This is a genomic window from Nocardia sp. CC227C, assembly GCF_030767025.1.
Taxonomy (GTDB): domain Bacteria; phylum Actinomycetota; class Actinomycetes; order Mycobacteriales; family Mycobacteriaceae; genus Nocardia.
The window spans coordinates 89,547-110,867 of the sequence record NZ_JASITE010000017.1 but is presented as its reverse complement, the minus strand read 5'-3'; the positions used below and the strand labels follow the sequence as shown (position 1 = coordinate 110,867).

The following is a 21,321-nucleotide window of genomic DNA, read 5'->3' as shown; positions in this document are numbered from 1 at the left end:
CCGATAAAAAGGCAAGCACGCGTGCTTGTATTTCTGCGGGTGCCTACCAGCCGAACAGGATCAGGTGAATCGCGCCGACGCCGAGACCGAGCACCGCGCCGTGCAGGTACAGCAGCCAGGCGTCCTGTTCGACCGAGGCGTAGAACATCTCCATGAACTCGCCGGGGGTGAGCTGCTGAAGTTTGCGGGCCGCGAACTCATCGATCTTCTTGGCCTGTTCGGCCGCGAAGACCTCGTCCTCGACCAGGCTCGGGGCCAGCCCCACCGCCGCGCCGACCGCCCCGACCTTCAGATTGTCGAACTGCCGCCGCCCGAAGGCCGCCCGCACCACCGACCGGGTCGGCCCCAGCTGCCGGTGGATCGAATCGGAGATGAGCCGTTCCAGCAGTCGCCGGGTCTTGTCCCCATTGGGGCCGTCCAGCAGTTCTTTCGCCAGGTTCGGCAGCGTCAGCACCTGGTAGGCCAGGATCTCGGCCAGATCCTGCGCGGCCTCGGGCTGCCGCTTGGCCAGCAGCGCCTGCTTCCACAGGTACTTGTAGCGCGGCTGCGGATCGCCGGGTTCGAACACCATCTTCACGGCGATCACATTGACGATCACGCCGATGGCCGCCGTGGCGACCAGCACCACGAACCAGCCGGGCAGCCAGCCGACGACCGGAATGTCGTGGTGCACATGCAGATACAGCGCCAGCAGCAGGCCGAAGGGCGCACCGAGCAAACCGATCCGCACCATGAAACGCAGTTCCGGCGCGGCGATGGTGGTGGTCAGATCCTTGAGGATGGTCGGGTTGTCCCGCAGATAGCGGATGACGAAATCCTTGATGTCGATGAGCTGTTCGACATTGTCACCGAGGTGGTCGAAGGCCCGCCGGGACAGCAGCGGCAGTTCGCGTTCCACCCGCTGATAGATGATCTGCTTCACCGCGCGCGGCACGGTGGCCCACAGATCCGGGTTCTCCCGCATCATGATCTCGTCCACGATGGGCTGCACCTGCTTGCGGGCGATCTCGGCGATGTAGTCGGCGATACCGTCCAGATCCAGTTCGTGGATGAAGTCGCGCGGACTGCCGATCCGCATGAGCGCCTTGTCCACGCAGATACTGGCCATCTTCTCCGCGCGGGCGGGGATGAAGCCCTGGAAGCCGAGCTGTCTGCCGTCGCCGGAGAAGGTGGGCAGCACCTGCACCCGGCGCGGGAAGTAGGGATACAGCACATCCAGGCCCGGCACCCGGAAACCGCGGAAAAGGACCGGCCAGAAGAGCATGAGCACGCCGGTCCAGTTGGTGAGCCAGCCCGCGACGGCACTGAACAGGGGGAAACTCACCAGGTCGACGACGAGTTTGGACTGGCCGGTGAGGTGCTCCCAATCGATGAAGAGCCCCGAGGCCAGTATGGTCATCGCAGCGTCCCCCTACGGTGCCGGCGGGTGAGAAATAGTGCGCATAACACTCTCACCGGGCAGGGGCGGTGTCAAAGCTACGAGAGGCAGGGGTGAACAGGATGAATCTGGACCGCCGCGGTTTCCTGGCGGGAGCGACCGCAGCCGCCGGAATAGCCACACTGGCCGGTACGGCGACCGCTCACGCCGCCCCCGCCCCGGCGGTGACCAAGGCGGCCTTCCCCACCGGCGATTCGCTGCGCATCCTCGTCACCGGCGACGCGGGCACCGGTGCCCGGCCGCAGTGGCAGGTCGCCGACGCCGCCCGCGCCCTGCACGCCCGCGACCCGTTCTCGCTGGCCCTGGCGCTCGGCGACAATGTGTACGAGAGCGGCCCGTGGTCCGACGAGGACGCCCAGTTCGCCGCCAAATTCGAGGACCCCAACCACGGGCTCGACTTCCCGTGGCTGATGGTGCAGGGCAACCACGACAACAGCTCGATCCTGCCCGGTGACGGCGGCTGGCTGCTGCGCGGTGACCACGAGGTGGCCTATCACGCGCGCTCGGCCCGCTGGTTCATGCCCGCCCGCTACTACTCGGTGCGCATTCCCGAACAGCGGCCGGTGGTCGAATTCTTCGTGCTGGACCTGAATCCCATCGCGGCCTACCTGCCGCCGCTGTTCGCACCCTACTGGGCGGCCGACGGCCAGTTCATGACCGAACAGGCCGCCTGGCTGGACAGCGCCATCGCCGCCTCCCCGGCCGAGTGGAAGATCGCCTGCACCCACCACCCGTACCTCAACAACGGCCCGCACGGGAATGCCGGAAACTACGAGGGCCTGAATATCGAGCCCATCAACGGAATCCACGTCAAACGCTTCTTCGAGAACCATGTGCTGGGCCGCTGCCAGTTCATCCTCTCCGGCCACGACCATTCGCTCCAGGTCCTCGATCCGACCACGGCCTCGAAGGGCACCCGCCAACTCATCTCAGGCGCGGCCGCCAAATCCGTGCACGGCGACCGCGCCAGGGGGCAGGACCCGACCCCGGCGCTGTACGAGAACTACGACGAACTCGGTTTCATGACGCTGGACCTGACCCGGAATTCGGCCGATCTCGGCGTGGTGACGGTGGACCTCGCCACCGGCGAGCCGGCCACCGTATTCCAGCGCCGACTGTCCTGACGCCCGCGCCCGGCAGCACCGCCCTTACCCGAGCGCGCGAAGTCGATCCATCGGGCTGCGGTTGCGAGCATGCGCGCCGCCGTCAGGTACGCGGTCGTTCCAGGATGCGGGACATGACGATGCTGCTGCGGGTGCGTCCGACACGGGTGTTCTCCCGGATGCGTTCGACGGTCCGCTCGATCTCCGCCATATCGGTCGCCATGACGTGCACCAGGGCGTCGGCCTCGCCCGCGATGGTCCACACGCCCACCACCTGCGATATGGGTTCGAGACTGCGCTTGAGTTCGGCCGGGGTGATGTTGTCGCGGTAGTAGACCTCGACGTACGCCTCGGTGCGCCAACCCAGTGCCGACGGGTTGACCATCGCGGTGAACCCGGTGATCTGGCCGCCCGCCACCAGCTTGTCCACCCGCCGCTTCACCGCGGGGGCCGACAGGCCGACCGCCGCGCCGATCTCCTGGAAGGACGCGCGGGCATACCGCAGCAGATGGGCGAGGATGCGCCGGTCGATCTCGTCCATGGGTACCGTCCGTTTCGTCTGTGCGCAATGATTCGCTGTTTCTATCCGAATCTGCGCAACAGATCAGTGTTCTCAACGCAACGATACGCCCAATACCGTCGTGATCACTGCTGTGTCACCGATTCGGACGGAGTGTCGATGACCTCGATAGCCACGCTGCGCGCCCCCGAACCCTCCGGCGCGCGTCGCCCGATCTCCCGGCACTACCTCATGTGCCGCCCCGAGCATTTCGACGTCACCTACGCCATCAACCCGTGGATGGACGTCTCCGCGCCCGTGGACCGGGCGCTCGCCCTGGCCCAGTGGGACGCCCTGCGCGCCGCCTACGAGCGGTGCGGCCACCGAGTGGAGGCCATCGCCGGGGAACCCGGGCTGCCCGATATGGTCTTCGCCGCCAATGGCGGCCTGGTGGTCGGCGGCGCGGCGCTCTCGGCCCGCTTCGCCAATCTCGAACGGGTGCCCGAGGGCCCGGCCTACCACCGCTGGTTCACCGGGCGGGGCCTGACCCGGGTCCGGGCCGCGACCGAGATCAACGAGGGCGAAGGCGATTTCGCGGTCGTCGGCGGACGCATCCTGGCGGGTTCGGGCTTCCGCACGGCACCGGCCGCGCATCGCGAGGCCGAACACTTCTTCGGTCGCCCGGTGATATCGCTGGAACTGGTGGATCCGCGCTTCTACCACCTGGATACGGCGCTCATGCCGCTCGGCGACACCATTGCCTTCCATCCCCCGGCCTTCTCGGCGGACAGTGCGCGCCTACTGCACGCCATGTTCCCCGACGCCCTGATCGCGACGGAGGCCGACGCGAATGTGCTGGGGCTCAACGGAGTCTGCGACGGCTACCACGTCTTCCTGACCGATCGCGCCACCACACTGCCGGACCAGCTGCGCGAGCGCGGCTACCATCCGGTCGGCATCGACCTGTCGGAGCTGCTCAAGGCGGGCGGCAGCGTGAAGTGCTGCACCCTGGAGCTGCACCGGGTGGAGTGAGGCTCAGGCGGCCCGGGCGGCGCGCGTCAGCGTCCGCAGGGTCGCCTCCGGATCCTCCACGTCGACGACCAGTCGGGTGAAGTCGGTACCCGCCAGTTCGATGAGCACGGCGTGGCCGTCGAAGCGGGTATCCCAGAACTCCTTGCGGCCCTTGCCCCGGAAGATGCCCGCGGCGATCACACCCGGAAAGAAGGTGCCGGGCGCGCGCAGCCACGGCGGCCGCATATCCACCGGGGCGGGCCCGAGACCGGTGACGCGGGCCAGGTCGAAGCTGACGTGTTCGCGCAGCGCGAGCACGCGGTGGGTACCGGTGACATGCACCGTCGCGGTGGTTCCCTCGATCTCCAGCTCGACCATTCGGCACCCCTAGCTCACATCGGTACGTTCCATCACTGCCGAGGGTGCCCGGTGCGTCTGGACATAGCCTGTGCGTTTCCTGTCGTTTCTCTCAGAAATGACGTGATTTGACCCTCACGCGACGTGAGGCCCGACCCTGTGGTCATGACAGACACCTACCCCGCCTTCGAAGTCGGCCCCGTGCCCGCGCCGGGTCCGGACGCCCAGCCGCCGGAGCTGTTCCGCGGCGTCTACGGCATGCCCATGTTCGTCACCCTGCCGACCTCCGACCTGTCCGCGTCGGTGGACTTCTGGGAGCGCGGCCTCGGGTTCTTCGACCTGTTCACGGTGCCCGGGCAGGTCACCCACCTGCGTCGCTGGATGTTCCAGGACGTGCTGCTGGTTCCGGGCGAACCACCGGCCGCGACACCGGTGCAGAGCGTCACCTTCTCCTGTGTGCTCGGCCAGATCGACGGGATCGCCGACGCCTGTGAGCGGCTGCTGCCCGGCTGCACCACGGGGCCGCGCGTCATGCCCTGGAACACGGTGGAACTCGAGGTCGTCACCCCCGAGCGCGCCCGTGTCATCATGACCGCCGCGCGCCCGTACGATCCGAACAGCGCCTCCGCCGAATATCTGCGCAATATCGGAATCGAAGGGCCATCCGAGTGACCGAACCCCCGCGGGCTCTCACGGTCGGTGCCGTCGCCACCCTGGTCGGCGTCACCGTCCGGACCCTGCACCACTGGGATTCCATCGGCCTGGTCCGCCCCTCCGACCGCAGCGGTTCCGGCTATCGCCTCTACACGCCGGCCGACCTGGCCCGCCTGCACCGGGTGCTGGTCTATCGGGAGCTCGGCGTCCCCCTCACCGAGATCGCGTCGCTGCTGGACGCCAATGCCGGTGACGCCCTGGAATCCCTGCGCCGCCAACGGGACCAGCTCCGGGAGCGCATCGCCGAACTGCACCGCATGAGCGCGGCGCTGGACCGGCTGATCGAAGCCCGCGAGTCCGGCCTGCTGCTCACTCCCGAGGAGCAGGTGGCGATCTTCGGGCGAGACTGGAAACCGGCCTGGGTCGGCGAGGCGCGGGAACGCTGGGGCGATACGCCCCAGTGGGCGCAGTACGCCGAGCGGTCGGCGCAGCGTTCGCCCGAGCAGTGGGGCCGTGTCGTCGCTTCCGTCGAAGCGCTGCACACCGAGCTGACCGAGGCGTTCCGCGCGGGTGTCGCCCCGGGCAGCGACGCCGCGGCCGATCTGGCCGAACGCCATCGCGATTCACTGTGCGCCTACTTCCACTGCACCCACTCCATGCATGTCCTGCTCGCCCGCGGCTACACCGAGGATCCCGGCTTCGCCGCCTATCACGACACCATGGCGCCCGGCCTGGCCGCGTGGCTGCGCGCCATCATCGAGGCCAATGCCCGTGCGCACGGCATCGACCCGGACGCCGCCGTCTGGGAGTGATGCCGCCGGATCAGCGTTTCGAGATGGCGGTGATCAGTGCCCGCTCCCCGTCGGTGCGGGTGGTGATGATCTGCGCGTACCGCTGTGGTTCGGGGTCGGAGGGGTACTGCTCGTGCAGTTCCACCTGCCAGGTGTGGCCGTCGGCGTCGGCGCGGGTGAGGAATACGCAGTAGCGGGTGCCGTCGGGTACCTCGTCGATACCGGCCTGGATGGTCGCCGTGTCGGGCACCGCGGCGTCGGCGGCCACGTGTTCGCGGGCGCGCGCGGCATTGCGGTCCACGTAGTAGGCCCATTCGAAGGCCAGGATGGCACCGGCCGCGGTGGCGGGGTCGCCCGGTCCCGCGCCGACGACGGCGGTGTCGGTGCGGGTGGCGAAGCAGTTGTCGGTGGCGTGCGGATAGTTCTCCGGCACCGGCGCGGCGCTGTCGGTGGAGGCCGGGACCAGCGTGACGGTGCTGGTGACGGCCGCGGTGTTCGCGGCGTCGCCGAGGTTCACGTTCACCGCCACGATGACGCCGATCAGCAGGGCGGCGGCGCCCACCGTCGCGACGGCCACCAGGGCGCCGCGCGAGCGGGTGCCCTCGTAGTCGTCGTGCTCGCGGCGTGGGGTCAGGCGGCCGAGCACGGGTTTGATGCGGCCGGTCCGGTCGACCACGCTGCGGCGCGCGGTGGCGCTGTATCCGGAGTCCCCGGTGTCGTCGTCGCGGGTGTCCGGCTCGTCGTCGGTGCGCGCGGCGGTGGCGCGCGGGAGGCGTTCCGTGCCGCGGCCGCGGGCGGGACCGGCGAGCCATTCATCCCAATTGCCGGTGTGGGCGGCGACTTTGGCCGGAATCGGCGCGGGCGGATCGACCCCGGTGGTGTCGGCTCCGAGTACGGGATCGACGGCGCGGTTCGGTGCGCCGTAGACGAACTCCTCGTCCTCGGGGTCGGGCAGGGCGTGCCGTCCGCGGCCGGTGGACACGTTCCAGCTCTCGCCCCGGTCGGTCACGCTCGCGGCGGGGCCGAGTTCGTCGTCGTTGTTCGCGTAGTGCGCGTTGGCCGGCTGCCCCCAGCTGTCGCCGTTGTCGGTGATGCTGGCGGCGGGGCCGCCGTAATCCGGGTCCGGCTCCGCGGATTTCGCGGGCTCCGGCTCGGGTGCGGGAGCCGGTGGGAGGTCGGGCATTCCGGCGTAGGCGGGCAGGCCCGTCTCGCCACCCAGGACGAACGGATTCGGGGTCTGATCCTTGGTCACGTGATTCCCCCTGGGGTCCGCGGGCGGTTCAGCTGGTGCGGGCCGCCGGTGTCACGCCGAGCTGGCCGTCGCGCCGGGGTGCGCGCTCCTCCTGGGGCGCGGGTTGGGCGGCGATCGGGGGCGGCAACACCCCGCCGGGGCCGGGGTCGGCGTCTTCCTCCGGCAGCCCCGCCGAGGGGGCCGGATCCGGCTGCGGCGCATCGTCTCCGGTCTCCGGCGCGGTCGGGTACGGAGCGAGTTCCACCGGATCGTCGCCGAGACCGAGACTCAGGTCCGGTGTCGCGTCGGGTGTTTCGGGCTCCGCGGGGGCCAGCCCGGGGAACAGCTCGCCGCCGGGCGTGGTGCCGGCGCCGTTGTTGTTCTGGTTGGCGGCGGCGGGGTTGACGGCCTGGGTGACGGCGGTCGTGCCGACGGTGGCGAGGGCGTCGATGCCGGTGGACGCCACTTCCGCGCCCTTGTCCATGGCGTGGGTGATCACGCCGGCCGCGGTGTCGATCAGGTGGGTGCCGACCGAGACGCCCGCCTCGATGAGGCTCGATCCCAGGCTGACTCCGCCGTTGATCAGCGCCAGTTGCAGCGCGTGCTGCGCGGCCAGGACGGGATCGGTGGTCGTGGCGGTGTCCGGGCGATAGGTCAGCGTCGGCGTGCTGTAGTACCCGCCGGTACCGCCGGTGCCGTTCCAGGTGGGCGCGCCGGGGTGGAAGCCGGTGGGCACGGTGACCCGCGGCGCGTTCTCGCCGACCCCGAGGGTGTTGACGGTGGCGGTGTGGGCGTCCATCTCACCGTTGGCGGTCCGCACCACCCGCACCCCGTCGCGAATGTAGTCGGTGGCGAGTTCCACGATCTGATCGGCGTCGGCCTGCGAGCGCGCATTGTTCGCCAATACCGTTGCCTTCGAACGGAAGTCGGCGATGAGCCGGTCGAGTTCGACGGCGGCGGCGTCGCGGGTGGCGTAGGCGTCGGCCAGGGTCGCGCCCAGCCCCGTCGCGGTGTCCGACAGCGCCGCCACTTCGTCGCGGGTGCGGGTGATGGCGGGCACCGCAGCCACCGCCGTCCGCGCCGATTCCAGTCCGGTGGCCCCGGCCCGGTGCGGTTCGTCGGAGTCCCGAATGGCGGTGGGGACGGCACCGAGCGCCGCCACGGTGGTAGCGTCCGGCCGCGCCCCGTCACCGAGCGCGGCCCGCAGCCGCAGCAGCGGTTCGACCAGCGTGGTGACGATGGTGGGTTCGGTGATCACGGTGGTGGTGTCCGCGTCGCTGGTGGTCACGACTACACCTCTCGCGTCGGCGTATCGGCCACCGTGGCGGCGATCGCGTCGGCACTGTGCGCGTCCGTGGCCGCCATGACCTCCCCCCACGCCTTGACGGCCTGACCGTAGGCATCGGTGAGCACCGCCGCCGTCTCCACGGTCCTACCCAGATTCCCCCAGGCGGCAGCCCAGGCCGCCGCGAAATCCGCACCGAGAACGCCCAACCCGGATAGGTCGAACGCGGCGGCCCGCGCGGCCCCACCGGACGCCGTGGACAGTAGCCCGGCGGCCTGAGCGGCGGCGGCGGTATAAGCGGCCGAAGCGGTGTAATCGAACACCACTTCACCGGACGTATCAGGACTGTTGCTCATAGCCGAATCTCCCCGGACGGTGGAGTGACGTGGATGCCAAGTCATGCTGCCACGAATCGCCCGGTTTCGGCTGGGCGAACCGGACAACCGGTGCGGTGGAGCGGACGGGGCAGGGTCGGATTCGGTCCAACCGGTACGCCTCGCGGTCACGGCGACGGCTCGGCGTGCCCGCGGATCGGTCGTTCGGGGCAGTGGCAGACGCACCGCGCCGTGTTCGCCAGGGGCGAACCGGTCAGTCGGAACAAGTCCGTGGGGTGCGAGGTTGAGTAGATAACGCTCAACCTTGGAAGGGGTCGAAGACGTGAGTACTTCTCAGAACCTGCCGGTCCTGTTCCTGACCGATCCGATCGTGCTGCCCGGCATGGTCGTGCCGATCGAGCTGGACGAATCCGCGCAGGCCGCCATCGATGCCGCGCGGGCCGGAAAGGTCGAACAGGTGCTGCTCGCGCCTCGGCTCGAGGAGGGTTACGCCACCTACGGTGTGGTCGCGACCATCGAACAGGTCGGTCGGATGCGTGGTGGCGCGCCCGCCGCGGTGCTGAAGGCCGAGCGGCGCGCCAAGATCGGACACGGCGTGACCGGTCCGGGTGCGGCGCTGTGGGTGGAGGCCGAGGAGGTCGAGACGCCCGCCGCCGACGGCCGCACCACCGAACTGGCCGACGAATACAAGAAGCTGGTCGTCGCCGTGCTGCAACGCCGTGAGGCGTGGCAGGTCATCGACGCGGTCAATCAGCTGACCGATCCGTCCGCCCTGGCCGACGCGGCCGGGTGGGCGTCGTGGCTGAGCAATGAGCACAAGCGCGAATTGCTCGAAACACCGGATACCGCAACCCGTCTGACCAGCCTGATCGCCTGGACCAAGGCGCATATCGCCGAAACCGAGGTCAGCGAGAAGATCAGTGAGGAGGTGCGCGAGGGCGTCGAGAAGACCCAGCGCGAATTCCTGCTGCGCCAGCAGCTCAACGCCATCCGCAAGGAGCTGGGCGAGGACGAGCCCGACGGCGCGGACGACTACCGCACCCGGGTGGAGAACGCCGACCTGCCCGATTCGGTCCGCGAGGCCGCGTTGCGCGAGGTGGGCCGCCTGGAGCGCGCCAGCGACCAGAGCCCCGAGTCGGGCTGGATCCGCACCTGGCTGGACACCGTCCTGGAGCTGCCCTGGAACGAGAAAACCACCGACAGCGCCGATGTGGCGGCCGCGCGGGCCGTCCTGGACGCCGATCACCACGGCCTGGACGAGGTGAAGGACCGCATGGTCGAGTACCTGGCGGTGCGCGCCCGGCGGGCCGCGCGCGGCCTGGAGGTGGTGGGCGGTCGCGGTTCCGGCGCGGTGCTGGTGCTGGTCGGCCCGCCCGGCGTGGGCAAGACCTCGCTGGGTGAGTCCGTGGCGCGGGCGCTGGGCCGCGAGTTCGTGCGCGTCGCCCTGGGCGGGGTGCGCGACGAGGCCGAGATCCGCGGTCACCGCCGCACCTACGTGGGTGCGCTGCCCGGCCGGATCGTGCGCGCCATGAAGGAGGCGGGTTCGATGAACCCCGTCGTCCTGCTGGACGAGATCGACAAGGTCGGCTCCGATTTCCGCGGCGATCCCGCGGCGGCGCTGCTGGAGGTCCTGGACCCGGCGCAGAACCACACCTTCCGCGACCACTACCTGGATCTCGATCTGGACCTGTCCGATGTGCTGTTCATCGCGACCGCGAATGTCATGGAGACCATTCCCGGCCCGCTGCTGGACCGCATGGAACTGATCACCGTCGACGGCTACACCGAGGACGACAAGGTGGCCATCGCCCGCGACTTCCTCATCCCGCGGCAGTTGGAGCGCAATGCCCTGACCCCGCAGGAGGTTTCGATCACCGACGCGGCATTGCGGGAGATCGCGGCCGACTACACCCGGGAAGCCGGTGTGCGGCAGCTGGAACGGCTGATCGCGAAGGCGCTGCGCAAGGCCGCGACCAGGCTGTCCCAGCAAGGCTTCGACGAAATCGTCGGTGCCGGACTGGGTTACGACCCGTCGCTGGGCTACGAGGACGCCGACCGGGCATCGCTGACCATCGACCTGCCCAACCTGAAGGACTACCTGGGGCGTCCGCGCTTCACCCCGGATTCGGTGGAACGCACCGCGGTTCCCGGCGTCGCGACCGGGCTGGCCGTCACCGGCCTGGGCGGCGACGTGCTCTACATCGAGGCCAATGCGGCCGAGGGCGAACGTTCGCTCACCCTCACCGGCCAGTTGGGTGACGTCATGAAGGAGTCGGCGCAGATCGCCCTCACCTACGTGCGCTCGCACCTGGAGGAGATCGGTATCGAACCGTCGGTGCTGGATCGCGATATCCACATCCACTTCCCGGCGGGCGCGGTGCCGAAGGACGGCCCCTCGGCGGGCGTCACCATGGTGACGGCCCTGGTCTCGCTGGCCCTGGACCGCAAGGTCCGCGCCGATGTCGGCATGACCGGCGAGGTCACCCTCAACGGCCGGGTGCTGCCCATCGGCGGCGTCAAGCAGAAGCTGATGGCGGCCCAGCGTGCGGGCCTGAAGACCGTGTTCATCCCGGCCCGCAACGAGCCGGATCTGGACGAGGTGCCCGCCGAGGTGCTGGAGGCCCTGGATGTCCGCCCCGTCGCCGACGTGGCCGAGATCCTCGCCTATGCCATCGAGCCGGTCGCCGAACCGGCGCTGGAGGACCGTCGACTGGCCAGGACGGCCTGACGGCAATCTCCCGGCGATCTCATACGGGCCGTGGCTGTTTCACATGAAACAGTCACGGCCCGCAAGCTTTTCGGCTATCGGTACTGTTCAGGGGTGCTGCGATATTCGGCGGCACCCGGGCGGGTGCCGCGTAGCCCCTCGTCGTGGTGACCTCTCGGTGGTCCGTGGTGTGACAAGCAACGGCGCAGCAGGGCGGTGATCTGCTCGGCGGTGGGCGGGGTGTCGGTTGCTATGCCGCGCAGGGTGATTCCCTGTGCGGTATCGGTGAGCAATGCCGCGGTGTCTGGGTCGGTGTAGTGGGCGTACATGGTCCGGGTGGCTTCGGTGAACCGGTCGGCGATCGGGCGCAACGCGGGACGTCGAATCGCGGCGACATACAGCTCCAGCTGCACGGTGGTGAGGGTGCGTTCGGTGGTGAAACAGCCGATCAGGGCCTCGGCGGTCTGATCGATGATCCCTTCGATCGTCATGGCTGGGTCCGCTCCCGGGATGGCGGCCATGAGCGCGGCGTAGTCCGCGACGCAGAGTTCGAGCGCCGCGGTCAGCAGTTCTTCTTTGTCCTTGTAGTGGTAGGTGGTGCCGGCGATCGGGACGTCGGCGGCCGCGGCGACCGCGCGATGGGTCAACCCCTCCACGCCGCGTTCGCCGATGACCTCGATCGCGGCGCGGGCGATGCGTTCGCGCCGGTGCGGGTCGAATCGGCGGCGCCGCTGCGGGGTTGGGCGCTGCTCGAGCGGCTCGCTCATCGGCACCTCCTATCTCGGCCCGTCTGGATTCTCCTCGCGGACCCTCCAAGGTACATAGGTACCTAATGTGAGTCGGCTCATATCGGCTGCGCCGGCGACTCCTTTAAGGGTACAAATGTACCTAGCGGTAATCCCTAATCCGCTCCGATCGAGTTTCGAGGTGATGACTTATCTCCCAGGCCAAGTAGCCGTTGTTCCGGCACCGACCTCATGAGCCGCCGCGTGCGTGCTCGGGTCGGGTCGTGGACGGCTTGTACCCCGATGGCCTGGGCTCTGTCGTACCCTCCCCACCCCTCCTGTGCGCAGTGGCGTGCGTGGGCCCCGGCCTACCCGTATCTCCCAACTGTCAGAACAGGAGGTTTTCGTGTCTTCGGAAACCCTCGACACCGCCCGTGCTCGCGGCCCTCTCGGCACCGCGGGACGGGCTCTCACCATCACCCTGGTGGTGGTACTGGTCGCCGAGTTGATGAATGCGCTCGACGGATCGATCGTGCACACCGCGTTGCCGACCATCCAGGCCGAGACCGGTGCGACAAGTGTGGCGGTGCAGTGGATTCCGGCCGCGTACACCCTGGTGTTCGCGCTCGGGCTGATCACCGGCGGCCGCTTGGGCGACCTGTACGGCCGCAAGCGCGTGTTCCTGCTCGGCACCGGCGCGTTCACCTTGGCCTCACTGCTGTGTGGCCTGGCAACCGGACCGGCGATGCTGATCGCGGCGCGAGCGCTACAGGGCGGGGCCGCGGCGGTCATGGTGCCGCAGGTGCTGGCCACGCTGTATGTCAGTTTCGACGGCGCGGCGCGCGCCAAGGCATTCGGCCTGTACGGGTTGATCATGTCGCTGGGCGGGGTGCTCGGCCCGGTGCTCGGTGGCGTGCTCACCGGCGCGGATCTGTTCGAGCTGGGCTGGCGCTCGATCTTCCTGATCAACATTCCGATCGGGCTGGCCGCGGTAGCACTCGGGCTGCGGTTCATCCCGGAGTCCAGTGACCCGCACGCGCGGCGTCTGGATCCGCTCGGCATCCTACTGTGCAGCTCCGGACTGCTGCTGATCGTCTATCCACTCACCGTGGGCGGGCAGTACCACTGGCCCGCGTGGAGTGTGGCGATGATGATCGGTGGTGTCGCGGTGCTGACGGCGTTCGTGGCGCACCAGCGCACCAAGATCGCTGGGAATGGATCACCGCTGCTGGCGCTGACGCTGTTCCGGAGCCGGTCCTTCGTCGGAGGCGTGTCCTCCCAGCTGATCTTCGGGCTGGTCTCGGGGGTGTTCCTGCTGACCTGGACCCTGTTCATGCAGGACGGTCTCGGCCTGTCTCCGGCTCGGTTCGCACCGGCCGCCGCCGCCGTGGCGATTGGCGGCATGGGTGGTGCGATGATCGCCTCGAAACTCGCTCTCGCACACGCGCGTCGAGTCCCCCAGGCCGGCGCGCTGCTGGTCGCGGCGACACTGCTGGGCTATCAGCTGCTGGTCAGCGTGCAGGGCACCGGGGTGCCATTCGCCGCTGCGGTCGCGCCGATGCTTGCGCTCGGATGCGGTTTCGGCATGATCGGCGCGGGCCTGGCCGGATTGGCACTCGGGCAGGTCGATCCGGCGGATATGGGTGCGGCGTCGGGTGTGTTCAACACCGCGATGCAGGTCGGCACCGCACTGGGTATCGCACTGACCTCGGTGGCGTACTTCGTGCACGCACCCGCGGGCGCGCACGGCACCGAAGTGACCGACGCGTTCGCCGCAACGCTCCGGTACGTCATCGGCGCACTGGTACTGATGTGGGCGCTGATGTTCCTCCTGCCGCGCCGGCAGCCGCGAGGCTGAGCCCGAGCCGTCCCCCTACCGGATGTGTGGGGACGGCTCGGGGGTGCCTTCGGATGTCCATTCCTCCGATCACATCGGCATTGCCGGAAACGGAAGTCCCATGATTCGAGTACTGATCGCGAGCGGCCTGCGGCTCCCCCGCGAAGCGATGGCTGCGGTGCTGTCCGGGATCCCCGGGGTACAGGTGGTCGCGCAGGTGGCCACCGGTACCGCGGTGGCGCCGTGCGCCGTGCGCACCGGTCCGAATGTCGCGGTGCTGGACGCCGATCTGCCCGGGCTGGACGGGATCTCGGTCGCGGTCCGACTTCGATCTGCGCCATCGGACTGCCGGGTGGTGCTGGTGACGCCACCGAACCGGCCCGACCTGCTCGGCCGCGCACTCACGGCCCCGGTGGACGGACTGTTGAGCAGGAGTGCACCCCTGGAAGCGTTGACCGACACCGTGAATCGCGTCGCGCACGGCGAACGGGTGCTGGAGCCGCACGCTGTGGCCGAAGCCCTGCACACCCCCGACAATCCGCTCGGTGCGGGCGAGGTCGGCATCTTGCGGCTCGCGTCGTACGGGCACACGCCGGAGGAAATCGGGGCGGCACTGCACCTTTCGGCAGGAACGATTCGCAACAAACTCGCCGCCATCAACCGCAAGATCGGTGCCCGCAACCGCATCGAGTCCATCCGGATCGCAACCACCCGGGGCTGGATCTGAATGCGTGCATTGTGCATCGAATCGAATGCGATTCGCACGATGTGTCGGTCGTCAGAACCGGTGTACGCGATGTTCCGGCGCTGGTCAGCCTGCGGATTCTCGGTGAAGGTCGACCGAAAAGCATCTCGCGTATCCCATGATCGCGTCCGACGCTATCCCCTTGTGATCCCGCCGATCGGACCGACGGCGAACACTTTCGAGAAAAGGAGAACTCATGTCTGCCCACTGCGATGTGTGCGGCAAGAAGCCCAGCTTCGGCAACCGTGTCGCGCGCGCGGGGCGCCGCGCGCAGCAGCGTTACGTCAAAGGGCGCACCAGCCGCCGGTTCAACCCGAACATCCAGTCGGTGCGCGCTGTGAAAGACGGCACCCCCGTACGGATGAAGGTGTGCACCTCATGCCTGAAGAAAGGCAGCGTGCAGCGGCGTGCGACGCCGTGAGCAACCACCGTGGCGGCGGTGATTCGCCCCTGCAGCGATCGGTACACCGGCTCGTGCGGCGTATCCGCACGGTGGAGGGGCGAGGAGGTACCGGGAAATCCTCGCATCCCGCGCGAGAGGAGTTTCCGTGCCATGACTGCGCGGTGCCGACCGCGCCGCTCGAGGGCCCCGACGAGTGGTACACCGTGCACGACGCCCTCTGGCAACACGCGGGAGCCCGACCCGACAGCATCCTGTGTATCGGCTGCCTCGAATCCCGGCTGGGGCGGCGACTGCGGCACAACGATTTTCTCGACGCGCCGCTCAACGATCCCGTATACGGACAACACAGCGAACGGCTGCGGCATCGGCTCCGCCCGATCACCCGCTGACACGCTGGCCCAGCGCCCCCGACACCAGAGAATCGACATGCCCACTTCCCGATACACCTTGCGTGCGAGCACATCCGACGATCAACCGTTCTTGGCGCGCATGCTGATCGAAGCCGCCCACGCCTCCGGGCACCTGCTCACCCTCGACGAGCTGCCCGGCACACCGGGCTCCTACCGGTATGTCGCCGACTGGGGTGGTCCGACCGACCTGGGCGTCATCGCCCAGGACGAACACGGCACACCCGTCGGTGCGGCCTGGGTGCGGCTGTTCGACCGATCGGTCGCCTCACCGGCATTCGTCGATGACCACACCCCCGAACTCACGATCGCCACCACCGCTGCGACACGCGGCCGCGGTCTGGGGACCGCCTTGCTGCGCCAATTGCAGGACACCGCCGCCCAGGCGGGTGTGCGGTCCCTGGCGCTGGGTGTGCATCGCGACAACCAACCCGCCCAACGGCTCTACCGCACACAAGGCTGGACACCCCATAGGCTGGCAGGCGACTACGACATCCTGGTCAAACACCTCGACTGAACTCGTATCCGCAGCTCGCCCACGAAACGAAAGGACAAGCACATGCCGTTCGTCCCCTGTCTCGGCGTGCAGGACACCGCTGTGAGCAAGGCGTTCTACGAGAAGCTCGGGTTCACCGTGGACAGTCGAACCGCGACGGGCCCCGAGGATATCCACATGCTCGTATTCGACGGCCAGTTCTGCGGCATGCTGTATCGAAATGCGCAATTGCAGGACTGGTTGCCGGAGTTGACGGGCCAGCCGATCGGGTTCACCGGCATGTTCTATCTCGAGGTCCAGGACTTCCAGGCCATGCTCGACACCTGTGCCGCGGTCACCGACATCCTGCGTGGACCCTCGGTCGATCACACGGGCACACGTGAGTTCTACTTCGCTGATCCCGACGGTTACATCATCGGGGTCAATGACGCCGCCTCCCGTCGGAACAGCGAGCTGGTCGGCGGCTACTCCACCTGATCCGGGCTTCCCGACGAAACGTGCGGGCGGCGATGACACGGATGCGCTCAGCTCAGGCGGTGCCACTTCCGTTCAGTTCTCGTTCGACCGAGCGGATCGTTCCCTGCGCAACCGCGCACAGCGCCGACTCGCCGTTCTCGTCATCGGCGTAGATCTCGCAGTGGCATACGGCTTGCCGTGTGGTTGCCCCCGTGACATTGGCGACCGCGCGCAGCCGCACGCCGGTGGCGGGGCGCAGATAGGTGATGGTGAATCCGCCGGTGAGGACGTTGTCGCCCAGGACCGTTCCGGCCGCGAAGGTGAGGGCGTTGTCGGCGGCGTAGGCGAGCACGCCGCCGTGGACCAGGCCGAACTGCTGGCCCAGTTCCGGGCGGATGGGGATTTCCAGCGTGGCGGATCCGTCGCCGAAGGCGGTGATCCGGGCGCCGACGAGCCGACTGAAAGCCTGGGCCTCCAGCACCGTGCGGGCGAGGTCGAGGTCGAGGGTCTTGGTCATGCGGGTCCTCGGGTCGGGGGTGTGCGGAGGGACTGCCAGGCGGCCTCGGCCAGTGGATCGGCCACATCGACCGGGGCGGTGTGGATCTCACCGCCGAGCCACAGGCGCGCGTACTGCTGGGCGGGGCCGAGCCAGAGTGCGTAGAGCAGGTCGAAGTCGAGTTCGCGGACGGTGCCGTAGGCGGCATGGGTGCGCCACCAGCGCAGAATGCCGCGCAGGAATTCGCGGTTGCTCTCGCTCTCGTGCACGCCGGGTGGCCGGGCGGAGGTGAGAACCTGTGCGCGGTGGCGGTTGTCGGTGACCCAGCGCAGGTGTTCCGCGACACCGGCGCGGATTCCGGATTCTGCGTCGGCGCTGTCGCCGACCGCCGACCAGAAGTGCCGCTGGTAATCGGCCAGGGCATTGGCCCAGACCTGACGGTAGAGCTCGGCCTTGTCCGGGAAGTGGTGATAGAGCGCGCCGACGCTGGCTCCGGCGTCGGCGCGGATGCGGCTCAGGGTGGCGTCGAGCGCGCCGTATTCCGCGAACTGCCGCTCGGCCGCCAGCAGCAACCGATCTCGAATCTGCACGAACAGAATCTAGTTCTGTTCGCGCGAGGGAGCAATGGCCCCGCTGCCGAGCGGCCGCGGCTCAGTGCGGGCTGCGCCCCTTGAACCAGGTCCCGAGGTAGCGGTACGGATACCGGGCCTTCACCACGCCGGATTCGACATGACCGCTCACCCGCACCACCCGGGCGCCCGGGAACGGCTTGCGCTTGACCCGGTTCACCACGCGCCCGACGTCCGTGCGCACCTCGTCGAGGTGCACCCGCCACCCGCGCGGCACCACCAGCACCACCGAGCCGGAGCCGACGTCGACGCGCATATCGATTTCGCGGTGGGGACAGAAGGCGCGCGTGAAGTCGACTGTCACAGTGCCTTTCGGTGATTCGGCGCGAATCTGTGTCGGAACGGCCCACTCGCCGTTCATCTTTCGCCTGCCACCGATTGAATTCAGCTCCAAAGAAGAGACTTTCACTGCCGACGCCTGCCGTTGCACATTGGAACCGCTCACCGATGCTCCTCCACGAAAACTGCGCCCGAGCATACGACGACCCGAACCCATCGGACAGAACTGTTATGCCCCCGATACCCAATGCGAAACAGGGGCTCGTGGCTGCCCCCGGCCCCGGTGTTTGTCATGCTGTCCGCAAGCGACGAAAGGGATCACCCATGAGCGACCGGAACACGACCGAGTTCGAGACGATCCGGTTCGAGCGGACCGGCGACATCGCCCGCGTCACGCTGAATCGGCCCGACGCCGCCAATGGCATCAACGCCGACCTCGGCCGCGAACTGGCCGCCGCGGCCGGGTTGTGCGTCGACGACCCGACGCTCAAGGTCGTGATCCTGACCGGCGCGGGCCGCTTCTTCTCCGCCGGCGGCGATCTCAAGGGAATGGCCGCCGCCGCGGCGGGCCCCGGCCCGTACGTGCAGTCCCTCGCCGAGGACCTGCATCAGGCCCTGTCCTCGTTCGCCCGGATGGACGCCCTGCTCATCGTGGCCGTCAACGGCACCGCGGCGGGCGCGGGCTTCAGCCTGGCCATCGCCGGTGACCTGGTGGTCGCGGCCGAATCCGCCGCCTTCACCATGGCCTACACCCGCGCGGGGCTGAGCCCCGACGGCGGTTCGTCCTACTATCTGCCCCGCCTGATCGGCCTGCGCCGCACCCAGGAACTCATGCTCACCAACCGCACCCTGAAGGCCGCGGAGGCGCTGGAGTGGGGCCTGCTGCACCGCGTTGTCCCCGACGCCGACCTCACCGCCACCGTCGACGCCCTCGCCGAACAGTTCGCCGCCGGCCCGAGAACCGCCAACGCCCACGTCAAGAAGCTGCTCCTGGTCACCCACGGCCACACCCTCGAGGAGCAGATGAACACCGAGGCGGGCTTCATCTCCGATGCGGCCGGTTCCGCCGACGGCCAGGAGGGCATCGCCGCGTTCCTGGGCAAACGCGCCCCGAAATTCGCCTGACGGTCGCCGGTCCGAATACCGCGCCGCCGTGACCACGGTCTCGCGCGCGGGAACGGCCTATGCTCGGCTGCATGGCGTTCTCGGCGATGGTGGCACGCGAATCCGACGGCAGTGTGGTGCTGGCTCGTGAGGAGGTCGGCGACGACTTCCTCGGGGCGGGCACGGTGACGATCAAGGTGCACTTCTCGAGTGCGAATTACAAGGACGGGCTTGCCATTACGCCGCGCGGCGGGGTGGTGCGCGAATACCCGATCGTTCCGGGCATCGATCTGTCCGGTGAGGTGGTGTCGTCGGAGGACCCGGCGTTCGCGCCCGGCGATCCGGTGCTGGCGCACGGCTACGAGATCGGTGTTTCGCGCAATGGCGGATTCGCCGAGTACGCCCGAGTTCCCGCGGAGTGGGTGGTGCCGCTGGAGGGCCTCACGCCCCGCGAGGCCGCCGCGCTCGGCACGGCCGGTTTCACCGCGGCCCTGAGTGTGCAGGCGTTGCTGGACCGCGGCCTCACCCCCGAATCCGGACCGGTGCTGGTCACCGGCGCGACCGGTGGGGTCGGCAGCGTCGCGGTGGACATCCTGGCCGGTCTCGGCTTCGAGGTGGTGGCCTCCACCGGCAAGTCCGATGCCGCGGAGCTGCTCGGCACACTCGGCGCGGCGTCGGTGATCGGCCGCCTGCCCGAGGATCCCGACGCCAAGATCCGCCCCCTCGGTAAGTCGCGGTGGGCTGGTGCGGTCGACAGCGTGGGCGGCCGCTCGCTCGCCTACATTCTCTCCACCGTGAATTACGGTGGCTCCGTGGCGGTTTCCGGCCTCACCGGGGGTACGGAGCTGCCCACCACGGTGATGCCCTTCATCCTGCGCGGTGTCTCGCTGCTGGGCGTGGACTCGGTGAACCTGCCCATCGGCCCCCGGCGGGAACTGTGGGCGCGGCTGGCGAAAGACTTGAAGCCGCGCCATCTTTCGCTGCTGGAGAACTACGCGCCGATCACAGACGCGCCCCAGGTGCTGCGCTCGATCTTGGACGGCACCCACTCCGGGCGCACCGTCCTCGGCGTGGCGGGCGAGTTCTGAACACTGCGCTCGTCAAGGTAGGCGGTTCTCGCCCGGCTGCCCGCGCCACTGCCCGCCGGACCGTCGGACCGCAGCCCGCTGGACCGTACGCTGCGTGCTCGCTGGACCGTACCCTGCCCGCCCCCTGGACCGGAGCCTTGCTCGCCGGACCGTAGCCTGGCCCGCCCGCTGGACCGTGTACCCTGTTGCCCGCCCGGCCGTCGGCCGTCCACCCGGCGGGTCCGCATCGACGACGGTGTTCGCGTCCCGATGGACGGACGAGCCGACAGCCGACGCGAGGTTCAGCCGCGGCGGCCGACGTGCACGGTGGCGGCGCTGAGCAGGAAGATGTCGTCGCGCCTGCCGACATAGGTGTCGGCCGCCGGATCGAGCAGCGCCCGCAGCGCATCCCGATCCGCCTCGGACAACTCCTCGTCCATGCGGTCGTTCATCATGCTCAGCCACTCCACCACGGCCTCGCGCACCGCCGGGCCGGCGGGTGCGGGGTGGTCGGTCAGCACGCTGAACGAGGTCACCTCGGCCAGACCCGCCTTGGACAGTGCGACGCCCCACCCGTACGGCATCCGCACCGATCCGGGCATATCCGCGCGCATCCGGGCGAACCAGATATCGCGGGCGGCATTGAGGCGGTCCTGCAGGCCGGGCTCGCCGAGCCCGAGGTCCCAGGGCAGGTACCGGGTGGCCAAGCCACCCTCCGCCAGCGCCAGGTAGCCACCGGCGCGCACCAGCCGGGCGAGCCGGTGCACACCGGCCTGCTCATCGGGCAGGTGGTGGACCGCCCGGGCCGCCCACACGAGGTCGGCCTCGGGTACGCGATCGAGCAGCTCATCGGAGGCCGCGTCGGCGTGCACCTTGTCCACCCGCACCGATTCCGCGTCGACGCCTCCGTCCAGTGCGTTGTGCACGGCTTCCTCGGCGGCGGTCAGCAGTTCCGGGACGGCGTCGACCAGCACGACGCGCCCGCCGCCCCGGGCGGCGAGGGCGGTCGCGAAGGCGGCCGCCTGACCACCCGCGCCGGAGCCGACATCCACGACGGTGGCCCCGACGGGCAGGCCGCCGACCAGCCGCTGCGCGATACCGGCACCGGCCTCGGCCGCTACGGCGTCCTCGCGCCGCAGGTGCCCGATGCGGGTCGACCAGTCGATACCGTCGTGGGTCAGGTGGTCATGTCCGCCGTGCGCCTGACCGTGTCCGCCGTGCGCGTGTCCGTGGGTATGTCCGTGTGTCTGTGCGCCCATGGTTACG

24 protein-coding genes are annotated in these 21,321 nt (G+C 69.1%); 13 read left to right on the top strand and 11 right to left on the bottom strand.

Translation table 11 applies throughout. The annotated features are described in order from the left end of the window. Nucleotides 1–43: 43 nt before the first annotated feature. Nucleotides 44–1,399 (bottom strand): hypothetical protein, encoded by a 1,356-nt coding sequence (locus tag QMO76_RS28955; protein ID WP_306364513.1) that lies wholly within the window; start codon nucleotides 1,397–1,399, stop codon nucleotides 44–46. 101 nt (nucleotides 1,400–1,500) lie between these two features. On the opposite strand from QMO76_RS28955, the gene QMO76_RS28950 reads away from it, so the two are divergent. Next, nucleotides 1,501–2,562 carry a metallophosphoesterase gene (locus tag QMO76_RS28950; RefSeq protein WP_306364512.1) on the top strand — a complete coding sequence of 354 codons (1,062 nt, stop codon included), beginning with the start codon at nucleotides 1,501–1,503 and terminating at the stop codon, nucleotides 2,560–2,562. Nucleotides 2,563–2,644: 82 nt separating this feature from the next. Here the strand turns inward: QMO76_RS28950 and QMO76_RS28945 are convergent, their stop codons facing one another. Further along, complete coding sequence (locus QMO76_RS28945) at nucleotides 2,645–3,082, bottom strand: Lrp/AsnC family transcriptional regulator (protein WP_306364511.1); 438 nt, start codon at nucleotides 3,080–3,082, stop codon at nucleotides 2,645–2,647. A gap of 138 nt (nucleotides 3,083–3,220) precedes the next feature. On the opposite strand from QMO76_RS28945, the gene ddaH reads away from it, so the two are divergent. Next, complete coding sequence (ddaH, locus tag QMO76_RS28940; protein WP_306364510.1) at nucleotides 3,221–4,072, top strand: dimethylargininase; 852 nt, start codon at nucleotides 3,221–3,223, stop codon at nucleotides 4,070–4,072. A gap of 3 nt (nucleotides 4,073–4,075) precedes the next feature. Here ddaH and QMO76_RS28935 read toward each other — a convergent pair whose 3' ends face one another. Then, nucleotides 4,076–4,429 carry a hypothetical protein gene (locus tag QMO76_RS28935; RefSeq protein ID WP_306364509.1) on the bottom strand — a complete coding sequence of 118 codons (354 nt, stop codon included), beginning with the start codon at nucleotides 4,427–4,429 and terminating at the stop codon, nucleotides 4,076–4,078. Between the two features lie 144 nt (nucleotides 4,430–4,573). Between QMO76_RS28935 and QMO76_RS28930 the strand changes: the two genes are divergently transcribed. Together QMO76_RS28930 and QMO76_RS28925 are read left to right on the top strand one after the other, a co-directional pair. Further along, nucleotides 4,574–5,080: a VOC family protein gene (locus QMO76_RS28930; protein ID WP_306364508.1), complete on the top strand. Its 507-nt coding sequence runs from the start codon at nucleotides 4,574–4,576 to the stop codon at nucleotides 5,078–5,080. Further along, the gene (locus tag QMO76_RS28925; protein ID WP_306364507.1) at nucleotides 5,077–5,874 is read left to right on the top strand and encodes a MerR family transcriptional regulator; all 798 of its coding nucleotides are present in this window, start codon (nucleotides 5,077–5,079) and stop codon (nucleotides 5,872–5,874) included. The genes QMO76_RS28930 and QMO76_RS28925 overlap by 4 nt, the downstream gene beginning before the upstream one ends. 10 nt (nucleotides 5,875–5,884) lie before the next feature. On the opposite strand, the gene QMO76_RS28920 is transcribed toward QMO76_RS28925, so the two are convergent. From QMO76_RS28920 to QMO76_RS28910, 3 genes are read right to left on the bottom strand one after another with little or no spacing between them, the layout of a single operon-like run. Beyond that, entirely contained in the window at nucleotides 5,885–7,105 is a 1,221-nt protein-coding gene (locus QMO76_RS28920; RefSeq protein ID WP_306364506.1) for a hypothetical protein, read from the bottom strand. 28 nt (nucleotides 7,106–7,133) lie between these two features. Then, on the bottom strand, nucleotides 7,134–8,372 hold the full coding sequence (locus QMO76_RS28915) for a hypothetical protein (RefSeq protein ID WP_306364505.1): 1,239 nt from the start codon (nucleotides 8,370–8,372) through the stop codon (nucleotides 7,134–7,136). A gap of 2 nt (nucleotides 8,373–8,374) precedes the next feature. Beyond that, the gene (locus QMO76_RS28910; RefSeq protein ID WP_306364504.1) at nucleotides 8,375–8,725 is read right to left on the bottom strand and encodes a hypothetical protein; all 351 of its coding nucleotides are present in this window, start codon (nucleotides 8,723–8,725) and stop codon (nucleotides 8,375–8,377) included. 361 nt (nucleotides 8,726–9,086) lie between these two features. Here QMO76_RS28910 and lon point away from each other — a divergent pair, with 361 nt between their 5' ends. Then, complete coding sequence (lon, locus tag QMO76_RS28905; RefSeq protein ID WP_372342113.1) at nucleotides 9,087–11,432, top strand: endopeptidase La; 2,346 nt, start codon at nucleotides 9,087–9,089, stop codon at nucleotides 11,430–11,432. A gap of 74 nt (nucleotides 11,433–11,506) precedes the next feature. On the opposite strand, the gene QMO76_RS28900 is transcribed toward lon, so the two are convergent. Then, nucleotides 11,507–12,178: a TetR/AcrR family transcriptional regulator gene (locus tag QMO76_RS28900; RefSeq protein WP_306364502.1), complete on the bottom strand. Its 672-nt coding sequence runs from the start codon at nucleotides 12,176–12,178 to the stop codon at nucleotides 11,507–11,509. Between the two features lie 364 nt (nucleotides 12,179–12,542). Here QMO76_RS28900 and QMO76_RS28895 point away from each other — a divergent pair, with 364 nt between their 5' ends. From QMO76_RS28895 to QMO76_RS28870, 6 genes are all read left to right on the top strand, one after another. Beyond that, the gene (locus tag QMO76_RS28895) at nucleotides 12,543–13,994 is read left to right on the top strand and encodes an MFS transporter (protein WP_306364501.1); all 1,452 of its coding nucleotides are present in this window, start codon (nucleotides 12,543–12,545) and stop codon (nucleotides 13,992–13,994) included. Between the two features lie 100 nt (nucleotides 13,995–14,094). After that, on the top strand, nucleotides 14,095–14,700 hold the full coding sequence (locus QMO76_RS28890; protein WP_306364500.1) for a response regulator: 606 nt from the start codon (nucleotides 14,095–14,097) through the stop codon (nucleotides 14,698–14,700). 214 nt (nucleotides 14,701–14,914) lie between these two features. Continuing rightward, nucleotides 14,915–15,139: a 50S ribosomal protein L28 gene (rpmB, locus tag QMO76_RS28885; RefSeq protein WP_306364499.1), complete on the top strand. Its 225-nt coding sequence runs from the start codon at nucleotides 14,915–14,917 to the stop codon at nucleotides 15,137–15,139. Between the two features lie 143 nt (nucleotides 15,140–15,282). Continuing rightward, nucleotides 15,283–15,510 (top strand): hypothetical protein, encoded by a 228-nt coding sequence (locus tag QMO76_RS28880; protein ID WP_306364498.1) that lies wholly within the window; start codon nucleotides 15,283–15,285, stop codon nucleotides 15,508–15,510. Between the two features lie 37 nt (nucleotides 15,511–15,547). Then, complete coding sequence (locus tag QMO76_RS28875; RefSeq protein ID WP_306364497.1) at nucleotides 15,548–16,045, top strand: GNAT family N-acetyltransferase; 498 nt, start codon at nucleotides 15,548–15,550, stop codon at nucleotides 16,043–16,045. Nucleotides 16,046–16,087: 42 nt separating this feature from the next. After that, nucleotides 16,088–16,501 carry a VOC family protein gene (locus QMO76_RS28870; RefSeq protein ID WP_306364496.1) on the top strand — a complete coding sequence of 138 codons (414 nt, stop codon included), beginning with the start codon at nucleotides 16,088–16,090 and terminating at the stop codon, nucleotides 16,499–16,501. Between the two features lie 52 nt (nucleotides 16,502–16,553). Here QMO76_RS28870 and QMO76_RS28865 read toward each other — a convergent pair whose 3' ends face one another. The 3 genes from QMO76_RS28865 to QMO76_RS28855 all read right to left on the bottom strand — a co-directional run bounded on the left by QMO76_RS28865 (nucleotide 16,554) and on the right by QMO76_RS28855 (nucleotide 18,083). Further along, nucleotides 16,554–16,997 carry a PaaI family thioesterase gene (locus QMO76_RS28865; RefSeq protein WP_306364495.1) on the bottom strand — a complete coding sequence of 148 codons (444 nt, stop codon included), beginning with the start codon at nucleotides 16,995–16,997 and terminating at the stop codon, nucleotides 16,554–16,556. Beyond that, a complete protein-coding gene (locus QMO76_RS28860; protein WP_306364494.1) occupies nucleotides 16,994–17,566 on the bottom strand; it encodes a TetR/AcrR family transcriptional regulator in 573 nt (190 codons plus the stop codon). Before QMO76_RS28860 ends, QMO76_RS28865 begins: the two co-directional genes overlap by 4 nt. 61 nt (nucleotides 17,567–17,627) lie before the next feature. Further along, nucleotides 17,628–18,083: a hypothetical protein gene (locus QMO76_RS28855; RefSeq protein WP_306364493.1), complete on the bottom strand. Its 456-nt coding sequence runs from the start codon at nucleotides 18,081–18,083 to the stop codon at nucleotides 17,628–17,630. Nucleotides 18,084–18,208: 125 nt separating this feature from the next. On the opposite strand from QMO76_RS28855, the gene QMO76_RS28850 reads away from it, so the two are divergent. Further along, on the top strand, nucleotides 18,209–19,009 hold the full coding sequence (locus QMO76_RS28850; RefSeq protein WP_306364492.1) for an enoyl-CoA hydratase/isomerase family protein: 801 nt from the start codon (nucleotides 18,209–18,211) through the stop codon (nucleotides 19,007–19,009). Between the two features lie 71 nt (nucleotides 19,010–19,080). Beyond that, the gene (locus QMO76_RS28845) at nucleotides 19,081–20,076 is read left to right on the top strand and encodes an oxidoreductase (RefSeq protein WP_306364491.1); all 996 of its coding nucleotides are present in this window, start codon (nucleotides 19,081–19,083) and stop codon (nucleotides 20,074–20,076) included. 281 nt (nucleotides 20,077–20,357) lie between these two features. Here the strand turns inward: QMO76_RS28845 and QMO76_RS28840 are convergent, their stop codons facing one another. After that, nucleotides 20,358–21,314, bottom strand: coding sequence for a trans-aconitate 2-methyltransferase (locus tag QMO76_RS28840; protein ID WP_306364490.1), 957 nt, complete (start codon nucleotides 21,312–21,314; stop codon nucleotides 20,358–20,360). Nucleotides 21,315–21,321 lie beyond the last annotated feature (7 nt).